Raw genomic sequence first — 12,849 nt, forward strand, 5'->3', positions numbered from 1 at the left:
TACGACAGATAGGGGGTTGCGTGCCGGGCCGCTAGCGTGTCGAGAGCGCGGATGCGCATCATCTTCATGGGCACGCCGGGCTTTGCGGTCACGATCCTGGACGCACTGGTGGCTGCCGGGCACGAGATCGTCACCGTCTACACGCAGCCGCCGCGTGCAGGAGGCCGCCGCGGCAAGGCGCCGACCCCGACGCCGGTGCACGCCCGCGCCGAAGCGCTCGGGATCCCGGTCCGGCACCCGACGACGTTGCGCACTGCCGAAGCCCAAGCGGACTTCGCAGCGTTGGGCGCGGACGTGGCAGTCGTCGCGGCCTATGGGCTCATCCTGCCGCAGGCGGTTCTGGATGCGCCGCGGCTCGGCTGTCTCAACGTCCACGCCTCGCTGCTGCCGCGGTGGCGGGGCGCCGCGCCCGTGCAGCGGGCGATCCTCGCCGGCGACGTCGAGACGGGCGTCGGCATCATGCAGATGGAGGCTGGGCTGGACACCGGCCCGGTGCGGCATGCGCTACGCACGCCGACCGGCAGGGACACGGCCGCCGAACTGACGGATCGCCTTGCGCAACTAGGTGGCGCGGCAATGGTCGAAGTACTTGGCAACATCGACGCCTATCCGCCTGTTCCCCAACCGGAAACTGGCGTCACCTATGCCGCGAAGCTCGACAAGTCCGAGGCACGGCTGCGCTTCGATGCGGCAGCGGACGCGGTAGAGCGGCAGGTCCGGGCGTTTCATCCGACGGCATTTTTCGAACTTGATGGCGAGCGCTTTCGTGTCCTGGCGGCGGACGTCTCGGACGAGACCGGCGCCCCGGGCACCGTGCTGGACGAGCGGCTTACGATCGCGTGCAACACGGGGGCGATCCGGCCCACCCTGCTTCAGCGCGCCGGCCGGGGCGCCATGCCTGCGGCAGACCTGCTGCGCGGCTTCCCCATTCCCGCGGGCACGCTGCTGTCGTGAGCCGGTTTGCGCTGACGGTCGAATATGACGGCCGCCCCTTCATGGGCTGGCAACGGCAATCGCACGGGCCGAGCGTACAGCAGGCGATCGAGGAAGCGGCTTGGCGGGTCACCGGTGAGCAGGTCGCGGTGCACGCTGCCGGCCGCACGGACGCAGGCGTCCATGCGCTCGCCATGCGGGCGCACGTCGAAATCGAAAAGACCATCCTGCCCTTCCGCCTCATGGAAGCGCTGAACGCGCATCTGCGGCCGGATCCCGTCGCCATTCTCGCCTGCGAGGCGGTGGAGGACGACTGGCACGCCCGCTTCTCGTGCGTCGGTCGCTCCTACGAATACCGGATCGTCAACCGGCGGGCGCCGCTCACCTGGGAAGCGGGTCTCGCCTGGCAAGTGCCGCAACCGCTCGATGTCGATGCGATGCAAACCGCGGCGCAGTATCTCGTCGGGCGGCACGACTTCACGACCTTCCGCTCCGCGCATTGCCAAGCCGAGAGCCCGCTACGCACCCTCGATCAACTGGACGTCGAACGGCGTGGCGACCGCGTGCTCATCCACGCCGCCGCCCGTTCGTTCCTGCACCACCAGGTTCGCTCGATGGTCGGATGCCTCGCCTTGGTGGGGCAAGGACGCTGGCGCCCAGAGCAGGTGCGCGAGGTGCTCGCCGCGCGCGATCGCTCGCGGCTGGGCCTCAATGCGCCGCCGGACGGGCTCTACTTCACCGGCGCCGTGTACCCCGCTAGCGGCTGAGCCGCGCCACCAGCTCGACATGGGTGGACCAGCGGAACTGGCCAACCGGCTGCACCCAGTCGAGCCGGTAGCCGCTCTCGCACATCATCTTCACATCTCGTGCGAAGCTGCTGGGATTGCACGAAACATACGCCACGACCGGCACCTTGCTGGCGGCGATCGCTGCTGCCTGCTCGCGAGCACCGGCACGCGGCGGATCGATCACGACTGCCGAGAACCGATCGAGTTCGGCAGGCGCCAGCGGGCGGCGGTAGAGGTCCCGATGCTCGGCAAATACGGGGCGGCCGGCGCGCGAGGCAGCGGCCTTTAGCGCCAGGATCGGCTCACGCGCTGCCTCGCCCGCATACACCTTGGCGCGCTCTGCCAACGCGAGCGAGAAGGTGCCCAGTCCGGCGAACAGGTCTGCAACGATTGGAGCGCCCCCGACCGCGTCCTTCACGCCCGCGACCAAAGCCGCCTCGCCTTCTCGCGTAGCCTGCAGGAAGGCCCCCGGCTGCAGCGCGACCGGCACGCCTGCGAAGCTGATCGTCGCGGGCTCCGGCTCCCACCGGGTCTCCGGACCATAGCCATCATCCACCGACAGGCGGGCGAGGCCGTGCCGCTCCGCAAAGCCGGTCAGCGCCTCCACTTCGGCAAGCTTGTCGCCGAGGGAGCCGGTGATCAGCACGTCGACGCCGCGATCGGTCTGCGCCAGATGCACGTCCGCGCGGCGCTTTCCCAGCATGGCCGCCAGCAGCGTCCGCAGCGGCGCGACCAGCGCGAACAGCTCCGGAAGCAGCACGTGGCATTCCATCATGTCGACAATGCGGTGGCTGCCGGTCTCCGTGAAGCCGAGCAACACCTGTCTTCCGCGACGCTCGGCATGCAGCGTTGCGCGACGCCGGGTGCGCGGCGGCGAGACAAGCGCGGGAAGGACTTCCGTCGCCAGGTTCTGAGTCGAAAGCGCGCCAAGCACGCGATCGCGCACGAACAGGGCGTAGCTTTCTTCGTCGAGATGCTGGAGTTGGCAGCCGCCGCACGCCGGGAAATGCCGGCAGGGTGGCACCTGATGATGGGAACCGGGCACCACGCTGTTGTCGGGGAGCAGCCGGTCGCCGGGGGCCGCAAAGGCTACGTGACGGCCGTCAGCGGAGATGCCCTCGCCGCGGGCCGCCACGCGCACGATCAGATCGCCGCTCACAGGCATTCTCCCATTGCGACTGGGATTCGGGCGATCAGGTCGTCGGCTGCGAACGCGGGGCCGGCAAGTCGCGCGGCGCGGCTGTGCAGCCACACGGCTTCGTCTGCGCTGCCACCGGCGGCGTGGCGCGCGGCGACGAGCCCCGCCAGGACGTCGCCGGTACCGGCGGTCGACAGCCACGACGATGCCGCGGATGCGACCACGGCCTTGCCGCCAACCCACGCGATGACCGTGTCCGCGCCCTTGTGGATCACCGTAGCGCCGCTGTTCCTGGCGGCAGCGAGTGTCGCCTCGATCTTGCTGCCGGCGGCATCGAACATGCGCGCGAACTCGCCCGAGTGAGGGGTAAGCAGCGTCGCGGCCTTGCGGGTGCGCAGACGTTCGGCAGCGGTCTCGCCCAGCAGGCTGAGCGCGTCGCCGTCGATCACCAGATCCCGCTCGCAGTCGATCGCCGCCTCGAGGAGGTCCATGGCCGCTGCGTCCCGGCCGAGGCCAGGTCCGATCACCACCGCGCCGATGCGCGGGTCCGCGAGCAGGTCGGCGAGCGCATCCCCGCCGTCGATCGTGCGGTGGACGATGGCGTCGGGGCCGCCGGTGGCAGGCTCCGGCGCCGCCAGGATCACATAGCCGGCGCCACCGTGAAGCGCCGCGCGCGCCGCGAGACGAGAGGCTCCGGCCATGCTGCCGGCGACCACGACCACCAGCCCACGATCATATTTATGCGCCTGTGCTTTCGGAGCCTGCATGGTCGGACGTGCGATGCTGCGCCAGTCAGTGACCATCTCCACGCCGATGTCGGCAACCAGGACGTGGCCGCACTTGGAGAGGCCGGCGCCGAGCAGATGCGCCGGCTTGAGCGCGCCGAGCGCCACGGTGGACGTTATCCCGTCCGGGGCGCCCAGATCGAGGCCGGTGTCGGTCTCGATACCCGAGGGGATATCGATCGCCACTGAAACGGAGGCCGCCGCAACGAGCCGCGCCAGGTGGGCGGCTACGGGAGCGTCCAGCGCGCGCGACATGCCGGTACCGAACAGGCCGTCGACCAGGATCGGCCTTGGGCTCACCTGCTCCAGGCTCTCCACCTGCCCCTGCCACGCCGCGGCATTGGCTGCGGCCGCACCGCTCGCAGGCCGGCCAATCGCCGCGACTGCCACGTCATGGCCCCAGTCGCGCAGCAGCCTCGCGACGCCATAGGCATCGCCGCCGTTGTTCCCCGGTCCCGCAAGCACCAGCGCCGGCTGCCCCGCGCCCAGCCGGGCGACTTCCCGCGCAACGGCGAGCGAGGCACGCTCCATCAGTTCGGATTGGGAGACGCCGGCACCGAAGCAGCGCTGCTCGGCAGCCCGCATCTCGTCTGCACGCAGGATGGGGGCGCCTGGAGGCAGGATCCTCATGCCCCAGCCGCTCCGTCTACACGTGCAGGCAAACGGTACCGATCGCCGCCGATCTGCACCTCGATCTCGCTGGGCGACCGCAAGCGCACGACCGCCGGCTCCGCGCCGTCCGCGGCAGTGACGCCGCTCCCGTCCCTGGCGACGAGAAGACGCCGGAAGCCGCCATCGGCACGCCGCACGGTCAACACCAGGCCCTGCTGCCCCTCACTTTGTTCGACCAAGCAGTTCTGCGCCAACTGCGTACCCTCCGCTGCGCAGGCGATCCGCAAGCCGCGGGGAGGCTCAGGCGGCCCGGCGTCGCCGCACGCTGCGAGCATCAGCGACAGAAGCCCGGTGCCGCCGCATCGCCAGAACGCCGCCGTCATCGCACGAGCTCCGCACGCACCTGAGCGATGACATCTGCGAGGATCGTCGACCACTCGGCTACGCCGTGTTCGTCTTCGATCAGGTCGTTGCGAACCTCGATGGACATGCTCGGGATGCCATGCGCCTCCGCATGCCGATTGAGCGTCGCGTTGAGCTCGCGTCCGGAATAGGGCTCATTGTCTCCCGTGACAAAACCCCGCTCCCGAAGCACCCGGATCGCGGGGTGCGCCGCCCGACTGTCCTCGTTGTAGAGAATCCCCACCTGCCAGGGCCGTTCGCGGCCATCGCTCGCGAGCCGCGGCGTGAAGCTGTGGATCGCCACGACCAGCTCGGGCCGATAGTCCTGCACCGCCTGTTCGATCGCGGCGTGATAGGGAATGTGGAACCGCTCCACGCGGGTGGACCGATCGGCCCCCTGGTTGCCGGGGATCGCGTGGCCATCGCTCAGAGCCGGGATGAGACCGCTGTGGTCGGGCTCCCGATGAAGGTCGATCACCAGCCGGGAAACGGTGCCGAGGACGGCCGGCACACCCAGGCTTGATGCGAGGCTGCGGGTCAGCGCGGCCGCGCCGATGTCGTAGCCGATGTGCAGATCCAGCAAGGCGGGCAGCACGCCAAGGCCGATGTCTGCCGGGACGTGGTTGGACGCATGATCGCATAGCAGCAGCACGCCGCCTGCGATGCCGTCGATCCGCTCGGCGGGCAAAAGATCGTTCGGGTCGGAAGAGGATACGGCAGGGCTGCGGTCTGACATGGCAGCGACCTGCCCCAGGAACGGCCGGCTGTCACCCCCGGACGGGAGGATGGCGCCTGCACGAGGCAGGGGCCATCCACGGACGTCCGCTGACGGCGTCTGATCCGCTCACTGCTTAGGCCCGACCGCAGACACGGCTGCAATCCTACAAAGCCCGCCCCTTCGTCCCGCCGCGGGATTCCCACCCTAGATCAGTGCCGTTTCGAGACACCACCACGCGGGCTCGGCATCCCGGACCGCCTCGGCTGCCGAAGCGCAGGCGGGTGTGTCCTCGAACAAGGCGAAGCAAGTCGCGCCCGAACCCGACATCCGCACCAAACGGGTACGGGGCTGGTGCTCCAGAAGGGCGAGCACGGCGTCGATGGCAGGTGCGAGCGACCGTGCCGAAGGCTCCAGGTCATTGCGGCCGGAACAGGCGACCTCCAGCAGGTTCCCGCTGCCGATCGGCCCACGGTCGACGCCGTCCCAGCGGCCGAACACCGCTGCCGTGGAGACGCCCACGCCCGGGTTCACCAGCAACGCAGGTATACCGGTGAGACCGTCCACCGGCACCAGATCCTCACCGCGCCCCCGCCCGATCGCCGTTCGGCTGAGCAGGCACGCCGGTAGGTCCGATCCGAGCGCGTCCGCACAGGCGAGCAGGTCCGGATCGTCGTGCCGTACCCCCGCGCGAGTCGCGAGCGCCCGAAGCGTTGCTGCCGCATCGGCCGATCCGCCGCCGATGCCGGACGCGACCGGAAGCCGCTTGTCGAGCAGAATTGCGCAGGGTCGATCATCACAGAAGGCCATGCGGAAACGATCGCGGGCGCGCGTGACGAGATTGTCGCCCTCCGCCTGGAGCGTGCCCGCGAACGGGCCGGTGATGACGAAGCTGTCCGCCTCGGCGTCGGCAACCGTCAGCAGATCGCCGTCCTCAACGAACGCGAACAGGGTCTCTAGAGCGTGATAGCCATCGGGACGGCGGTGCCGGACATGAAGCGCGAGGTTGAGCTTCGCGCGAGCCACTTCGCGGATCATGAGCGAGGCGACGCCGAGGCCGCGGGCAATCCTTGCAGGACCTTCTCCGCCAACTGCGCATCCTTCGACGGGTCCGCGTCCAGACGGGCAGCGGACCAAGCATAGCGTGCTTCATAGCGGCGGCCGAGCCGCCAAAGCACGTCTCCCAGATGTTCCTGCACCGTCCCGCTCACCTCGTTGGCACGGGCTGCCTGCTCCAGCAGCGGCAGAGCCCGGGCCGCGTTCCCCTGTCGATAATAGGCCCATCCAAGCGAATCCGCGATGTTGAGATCCTCCGGGGCAAGCTGATGGGCCTGCTCGAGCATCGCGATGGCTGCAGGCAGGTTCTGGTTCCGCTCGACCTGTGCATAGCCGAGATAATTGAGGACCAGCGGCTCTGCGGGCGCGACCTCGACGGCGCGGCGCAAGACCGGCAGCGCCTCGTCCCACCGTCCCGCCTGCTCCAGCGCTGCCCCTCGCTGGAGCAGCAACGTCCAGTCCGGCGGTTCCCCTTCCCGATCGAGCGCCGTCGCATAAGCAGCAGCGGCCTCCACGAACCGACTCTTCTCGGCGAGCAGGTCTCCCAGCCGGCGTGCATCCTCCCCGCTGCTATCGGAGCCGGAGGAGAGCACCGCGGCTGCAGCGATGGCGGCATCCTCCTCGCCGGCGCGCGCCAGCACGGCCGCCTCTGCGGCACGCCCCTCGCGAGCAAACGGGCTTCCGGCGGAGATCGCCGCCAGCGCCTGATGCGCCTTGGCATCGGCGCCCTCCAGCGACAGCGCGTCGGCGAGTGCGATCCGTGCCCGGTCGTAGCGCGGATCGAGGACCAGGGCCGCACGCGCGAGGGCGATCGCGAGGGACGCGGTCTCCTCGGACGCGAGATCCTTGGCAACGCGCGTCAGGAAGCGCGAGGCCCCGAACCTTGCGCCGCCCTTTGCACCCCGCCCCAGCCGCTGGCGGTAGAGCGCGAGCACGGGATCCTCTCCAGCCAGCAAAGCCCGCGCGGCGTCTCGCTTGCCCTTACCCGCGAGCAGCGTGGCGGCGGCCAGCCGGAACTGCTGGTCCTCCTGCAGGGCGCCGAGTTGTGCTTGGACCGCCACCACCCCCTCTGCCGTGCGACCGCTTGCGAGGAGGATCAGCGCGTGGTTCTCGGACGCATAGCGGCGGTCGAGGGCGTCGCCTTCTCGCGAGGCGAACTGCAGTGCGGCTGCCGGGGCGCCCCGATCGAGCGCAAGCCATGCGGCAAGCACCGGTTGCAGGAAGTCGAGCGGACCTTCGCCAAGCGCCTCCACTGCCCCAGACGCACGATCCGGCTGCCGAGCCACCACCGCATCCGCGAACTCGAGAACAGCGGCATCTGGCGGCGCAACGCCCGCACGCGTCAGCACCGCCAGCGACTTGCGGGCAAGCGCGAGGTCTCCGCTCGCCAGCCCCTCGCGATACGCACGGATTGCGACCACTTCACTGCCGGGCCGGGCAGCGAGTGCGAGCGCGTAATAGCGTGCAGCCGCGTCCACAGCGCCGTCCGCATCCGCCGCGCGTGCACGAACATAGGCGGGCAGGTTCTCCTCGGCGGCGGCGGCAGGCGGCGCAACGGCAACACCCGCTGACGCGACGGCGCTCAGCAGCAGGCGCTTACATGTTGGGATAGTTCGGTCCTCCCCCACCCTCAGGCACCACCCAGTTGATGTTTTGCGTCGGATCCTTGATGTCGCAGGTCTTGCAGTGGACGCAGTTCTGGGCGTTGATCACGAAGCGCGGCTTGGCGCCCTCGGTCTCCACCACCTCGTAGACCCCCGCGGGACAATAACGCTGCGCCGGCTCGTCGAACATCGGCAGGTCGTAATCGATCGGAATGTCGGGATCGCGCAGCGTGAGGTGGACCGGCTGATCCTCCTCATGGTTGGTGTTCGACAGGAACACCGAGGAAAGACGGTCGAACGTCAGCTTCCCGTCCGGCTTCGGATAGGCGATCGGCTGGACCTGATCCTTGCGCCAAAGGCTCTCGTGATCCGGATGGTGGCGCATCGTGAACGGCATGCGGATGCCCCAATGCTCGGCCCACATGGTGATGCCGGAGAGCCCCGAGCCGACGAAGTCGCCGAACTTCTTGACCAGCGGCACCACGTTGCGGACCTTGCGCAATTCCTCATACACCCAGCTCGCCTCATAGGCGCGGGGATATGCGTCGAGCGTGTCGCCGGCGCGTTCGGCCACGATGGCGTCGAAGGCGGCCTCGGCCGCGAGCATCGCGGTTTTCATCGCCGTATGCGTGCCCTTGATCCGCGGCACGTTCACGAAGCCTGCCGAGCAGCCGATCAGGGCGCCGCCGGGGAAGACCAGCTTGGGTACGGATTGCCAGCCGCCGTCGTTGATCGCACGCGCGCCATAGGACACGCGCTTGCCGCCCTCCAGGATCTTGGCGATCTCCGGATGCGTCTTCCACCGCTGCATCTCGTGGAACGGCGAAAGATGGGGATTGGAATAGTTGAGCCAGGTGACGAGGCCCAGCGCCACCTGCCCGTTCGCCTGGTGATACAGGAAGCCGCCGCCGTTGGTGCCGCGGGTTTCCGACAGTGGCCAGCCTTGCGTGTGGATCACCCGTCCGGGCACATGCTTTTCGGGCGCAATGTCCCAAAGCTCCTTGATGCCGATGCCATAGACCTGCGGCTGCGCATCCTTCGCGAGTTCGAAGATGCGGATCAGCTCCTTGCTGAGGTGCCCTCGGACGCCCTCTGCAAGGAAGGTATATTTGGCGTGGAGCTCCAATCCGGGCTGCCAGTCCGGCTTGCGGGTACCGTCGCGCGCAATGCCCATGTCGCCGGTCGCGACGCCCTTGACCGATCCATCTTCGTGGAACAGCACCTCGGCCGCGGCGAAGCCGGGGAAGATCTCGACGCCGAGACCCTCGGCCTGTTCCGCCAGCCAGCGGCACAGGCTGCCGAGCGAGCAGGTATAGGTTCCCTCGTTCGACATGAACGGCGGCAGCGCGAAGTGCGGCATTTCCGTCTTGCCCGTGGCGTTCAGGATCCAGTGATGGTTCTCCGTCACCGGCACCTCTGCGAGCGGGCAGCCCTGATCGCGCCAATCCGGCAAAAGCTCGTCCAGCGCGCGCGGGTCGATCACCGCTCCAGAGAGGATGTGGGCGCCGACTTCGGACCCCTTCTCCAGCACGCAGACCGCGATCTCGCGACCGGCCTCGTTGGCCAGCTGCTTCAGCCGGATCGCAGCCGACAGACCTGCGGGGCCCGCGCCGACGATCACGACGTCATAGGGCATTGATTCCCGCTCGTTCATGCACTCCTACTCCCACGCTCGCTGCGGCACCGTGTCGTCGCGTACCTGCAACGTCTTGTCGGCAGCGGAATTCATTCAGATTGACCGCGGCGTCAACCCGGTGGCCTATATAGGGTGATGGGGGCGGATCAGCATCTCGATTGGCGAAATATCGCGGCAAGCACACTGGATTGGTGGCTTGAGGCGGGTGTCGACACGCTGGTCGAAGAACGGCCGCGCGATTGGTTGGTTCCAGAGGCGCTGCCGGCACCTACTCCACTTCCGCCGGCAGCACCTGCGGCAGCGCCGAGCACAGGCTATCCGGCCAATTATGAGGAATTCCTCGCCTACCGCATGGGGGATCAGGCACCCGACGCAAAATGGGCGCCGGCGCGCGTCGCGCCGAGCGGGGATCCGGCCACTGCGAAGCTGATGGTGCTGACCGACGTTCCCGAAGAGGCGGACGCCGGCGCCGGACACCTGCTTGCCGGCCCCGAAGGCCACCTGCTCGACCGGATGCTGACGGCGATCGGTTTGGCCCGCGAACAGACGCTGATCGCCTCCGTCTGCGTCGCCCGCCCACTTGCGGGGCGAGTGCCACGTGCGAGCGCCGCAGAACTCGAGGCGATGGCCCGGCACCTGGTGGGGATCGTCCGCCCCAGGCGGCTGTTGCTGCTCGGCCAGATCGCAAGTCGCGCCGTGCTCGGCTCGAAGGCTGGCGCGCACGGCGACTGTTCGGACGTGCTCAGCGATGACAATTTGGCGTGCAAGGCGGTCGCTACCTACCACCCGCGGGTGCTGCTGGAGCGACCGATGTGCAAGGCGGAGGCCTGGCGCGACTTGCAGCTGTTGATCGAGGAAAACGACGCGTGAAAATCGCTCTTGCGGTAGGCGCCCTGTTGCTGGCGGCTCCTCTGGCCGCCAACGCCAGCGATCTCGACGAGGGTCGCGTCCCTGCGCGGGGCAGCGCGAAACACGGCGCTCTCGAGGGCGTCCCTCGCCAATTGAGCAGCGAAGAGCGCACAGCCTATCGCTCGGTGTTCGCAGCGATCCGGGATACGCGCTGGGCCGATGCACAGCTTCAGCTCGATGCGCTCAAGCCGGGCCCGCTGCACGCCATTGCCCGTGCCGAGCTCTATACGGCGCCCAATTCTCCCAAGGTCGCGCTGGAGCCTTTGCTCGCGCTTCTGGCGGAAGCGCCCGAACTCCCGGAGGCGCCGCAGCTCGCGCGTCTTGCGCAGCTTCGCGGCGCGGCCTCCCTTCCCGCGCTGCCCAGCCAACAGCGCATGACCTGGTTCGATGGTGCGCCGACGCGCGTCCGGACGCGCGCGATCCGCAGCGACCAGGTGGCCGCCGAACTTGCCATCGCCATGAAGCCGTTCGTCAAGCTCGACGATGGCCCTGCGGCCGAGGCGTTGCTCACTCAGCGTGCGAGCGAGCTCACGCCTGAGGCGCTGACGGAATGGCAGCAACGCGTCGCCTGGATCTATTTCGTGGCCGGGGACGACGGCAACGCCCGCCGGGTCGCGCGGCTCGCACAGAGGGGGCAAGGCGACTGGGCTGCGCAGGCGGACTGGACGCAGGGCCTCGCCGCATGGCGGCAAAAGGACTGCGCCGCGGCGCAGGTGGCGTTCGGCGACGTCGCCCGTCGTGCCACCGATACCGAGCTGCGCTCCGCCGGCCTCTATTGGGCGACCCGGGCGGACATCGCGTGCGGTCGTCCGGACCTGGTGCAGCCGCGCCTGCAAAGCGCCGCGCAATATGGCGAAACCTATTACGGTCTGCTCGCCCGGCAGGCGCTGGGCATGGTCGACCGCAAGTCGGCCCCTGAGCGCGTGACGGCGGACTGGCAGGCACTGGAACGGCGCCCGAATGTCCGTGTCGCGGCCGCCCTGTCCGAGATCGGCGAGGCGGCACTGGCCGACCAGGTTCTGCGGCACCAAGCCAGGATCGGCGATGCCAGCGACTATGCTGCGCTCACGCGCGTCGCGGGCAGCATGAACCTGCCGGCGACGCAGCTTTGGCTTTCTCATAATGCGCCTGTCGGGGCGAAGCCCGTCCTGGAGGCCCGTTACCCGGCACCAGACTGGACGCCGGACGGCGGTTGGCGCGTGGACAAGGCACTGGTCTACGCCCACGCCTTGCAGGAGTCGAAGTTCAACCCACAGGTTGTGAGCCCCGCGGGCGCCTTTGGCCTGATGCAGATCATGCCGGCAGCCGCGAGCGACTTCGGTCGTGCCAAGGGCGTGACGATCGATCGCTCTGCCCTCGCCCGCCCTTCCACCAACATCGAAGTGGGCCAAAGCTATCTTGAGAAGCTGCGCGACATGCAGGCGACCGGCGGGCTGCTGCCCAAGGTGATCGCCGCCTATAATGCGGGGCCGAGCCCGGTACAGGCCTGGGACCTGCAGGCGCACGACGGCGGAGATCCGCTCCTCTACATCGAATCGATCCCCTATTGGGAGACGCGCGGCTACGTGATGTCGGTGCTGCGCAACTACTGGATGTACGAAAAGCAGGAGGGGAAAACCTCCGCCAGCCGCGCGGCGCTCGCGCAGGGCATGTGGCCGAAGTTCCCCGGAGCCAAGGGCGGCGGCGCGGTGCGTCTCAGCAGCAACGGTCGCTCGTCCGTCGCCCATGCCAATTGATCCAGCGCGGGCGTTCGTTCCGGTCCGCATTGCTGTTCTGACCGTCTCCGACACCCGCACGCTTGCGGAGGATCGGTCGGGCGATACCCTTGTCACGCTGTTGAGCGAGGCAGGTCATGTGCTCGCCGATCGCGCGCTGCTTCCCGACGACGTTGCCGCGATCGTTGGGCGGTTGCACGGATGGATCGACGATCCGGCGATCGATTGTATCCTGACGACCGGCGGCACAGGCGTGACCGGGCGCGACGTCACGCCCGAAGCCGTGGAGCGCGTCGCGGACAAGATGATCCCTGGTTTCGGCGAGCTCTTCCGCTGGCTGAGCTATGCGAAGATCGGCACGTCGACCGTCCAATCGCGCGCCTGCGCCTGCGTCTCCCGGGGCACCTATGTGTTCGCCCTTCCCGGCTCCACCGGAGCCGTTCGCGACGGTTGGGAAGGCATTCTCGCCTCACAACTGGATAGCCGCCACACGCCCTGCAATTTCGTCGAGTTGATGCCCCGCCTGCGCGAGCACTGATTGCCGCGGGGTTGATTC

12 protein-coding genes are annotated in these 12,849 nt (G+C 68.7%); 5 read left to right on the plus strand and 7 right to left on the minus strand.

Going from position 1 to position 12,849, the window contains the following annotated elements:
* The first annotated feature begins 51 nt into the window (after positions 1-51).
* Together fmt and truA are read left to right on the plus strand one after the other, a co-directional pair.
* The gene (gene fmt / locus ABDZ92_RS08990) at positions 52-954 is read left to right on the plus strand and encodes a methionyl-tRNA formyltransferase (protein WP_125959605.1); all 903 of its coding nucleotides are present in this window, start codon (positions 52-54) and stop codon (positions 952-954) included.
* Positions 951-1,700, plus strand: a complete 750-nt coding sequence (truA, locus tag ABDZ92_RS08995; protein WP_125959604.1) for a tRNA pseudouridine(38-40) synthase TruA — start codon at positions 951-953, stop codon at positions 1,698-1,700. Before fmt ends, truA begins: the two co-directional genes overlap by 4 nt.
* On the opposite strand, the gene ABDZ92_RS09000 is transcribed toward truA, so the two are convergent.
* The 7 genes from ABDZ92_RS09000 to ABDZ92_RS09030 form a co-directional block, all read right to left on the minus strand.
* On the minus strand, positions 1,690-2,880 hold the full coding sequence (locus tag ABDZ92_RS09000) for a class I SAM-dependent RNA methyltransferase (protein ID WP_272695538.1): 1,191 nt from the start codon (positions 2,878-2,880) through the stop codon (positions 1,690-1,692). The genes truA and ABDZ92_RS09000 overlap by 11 nt on opposite strands.
* Positions 2,877-4,274, minus strand: a complete 1,398-nt coding sequence (locus tag ABDZ92_RS09005; RefSeq protein WP_206432140.1) for an NAD(P)H-hydrate dehydratase — start codon at positions 4,272-4,274, stop codon at positions 2,877-2,879. Before ABDZ92_RS09005 ends, ABDZ92_RS09000 begins: the two co-directional genes overlap by 4 nt.
* On the minus strand, positions 4,271-4,639 hold the full coding sequence (locus tag ABDZ92_RS09010; protein WP_125959602.1) for a hypothetical protein: 369 nt from the start codon (positions 4,637-4,639) through the stop codon (positions 4,271-4,273). Before ABDZ92_RS09010 ends, ABDZ92_RS09005 begins: the two co-directional genes overlap by 4 nt.
* Positions 4,636-5,394 carry an N-formylglutamate amidohydrolase gene (locus ABDZ92_RS09015; RefSeq protein WP_125959601.1) on the minus strand — a complete coding sequence of 253 codons (759 nt, stop codon included), beginning with the start codon at positions 5,392-5,394 and terminating at the stop codon, positions 4,636-4,638. Before ABDZ92_RS09015 ends, ABDZ92_RS09010 begins: the two co-directional genes overlap by 4 nt.
* 186 nt (positions 5,395-5,580) lie before the next feature.
* On the minus strand, positions 5,581-6,411 hold the full coding sequence (locus ABDZ92_RS09020; protein WP_125959600.1) for a 4-(cytidine 5'-diphospho)-2-C-methyl-D-erythritol kinase: 831 nt from the start codon (positions 6,409-6,411) through the stop codon (positions 5,581-5,583).
* Complete coding sequence (locus ABDZ92_RS09025) at positions 6,408-8,057, minus strand: tetratricopeptide repeat protein (protein ID WP_125959599.1); 1,650 nt, start codon at positions 8,055-8,057, stop codon at positions 6,408-6,410. Before ABDZ92_RS09025 ends, ABDZ92_RS09020 begins: the two co-directional genes overlap by 4 nt.
* Positions 8,026-9,687, minus strand: coding sequence for an electron transfer flavoprotein-ubiquinone oxidoreductase (locus ABDZ92_RS09030; RefSeq protein ID WP_125959598.1), 1,662 nt, complete (start codon positions 9,685-9,687; stop codon positions 8,026-8,028). Before ABDZ92_RS09030 ends, ABDZ92_RS09025 begins: the two co-directional genes overlap by 32 nt.
* A gap of 117 nt (positions 9,688-9,804) precedes the next feature.
* Between ABDZ92_RS09030 and ABDZ92_RS09035 the strand changes: the two genes are divergently transcribed.
* From ABDZ92_RS09035 to moaB, 3 genes are read left to right on the plus strand one after another with little or no spacing between them, the layout of a single operon-like run.
* On the plus strand, positions 9,805-10,539 hold the full coding sequence (locus ABDZ92_RS09035) for a uracil-DNA glycosylase (RefSeq protein WP_125959597.1): 735 nt from the start codon (positions 9,805-9,807) through the stop codon (positions 10,537-10,539).
* Entirely contained in the window at positions 10,536-12,314 is a 1,779-nt protein-coding gene (locus ABDZ92_RS09040) for a lytic transglycosylase domain-containing protein (RefSeq protein WP_125959596.1), read from the plus strand. The genes ABDZ92_RS09035 and ABDZ92_RS09040 overlap by 4 nt, the downstream gene beginning before the upstream one ends.
* Complete coding sequence (moaB, locus tag ABDZ92_RS09045; protein ID WP_343762479.1) at positions 12,304-12,831, plus strand: molybdenum cofactor biosynthesis protein B; 528 nt, start codon at positions 12,304-12,306, stop codon at positions 12,829-12,831. The genes ABDZ92_RS09040 and moaB overlap by 11 nt, the downstream gene beginning before the upstream one ends.
* The last annotated feature ends 18 nt before the right edge of the window (positions 12,832-12,849 follow it).

Origin of the sequence: Sphingomonas molluscorum (assembly GCF_039522995.1) — a bacterium.
GTDB lineage: Bacteria > Pseudomonadota > Alphaproteobacteria > Sphingomonadales > Sphingomonadaceae > Sphingomonas > Sphingomonas molluscorum.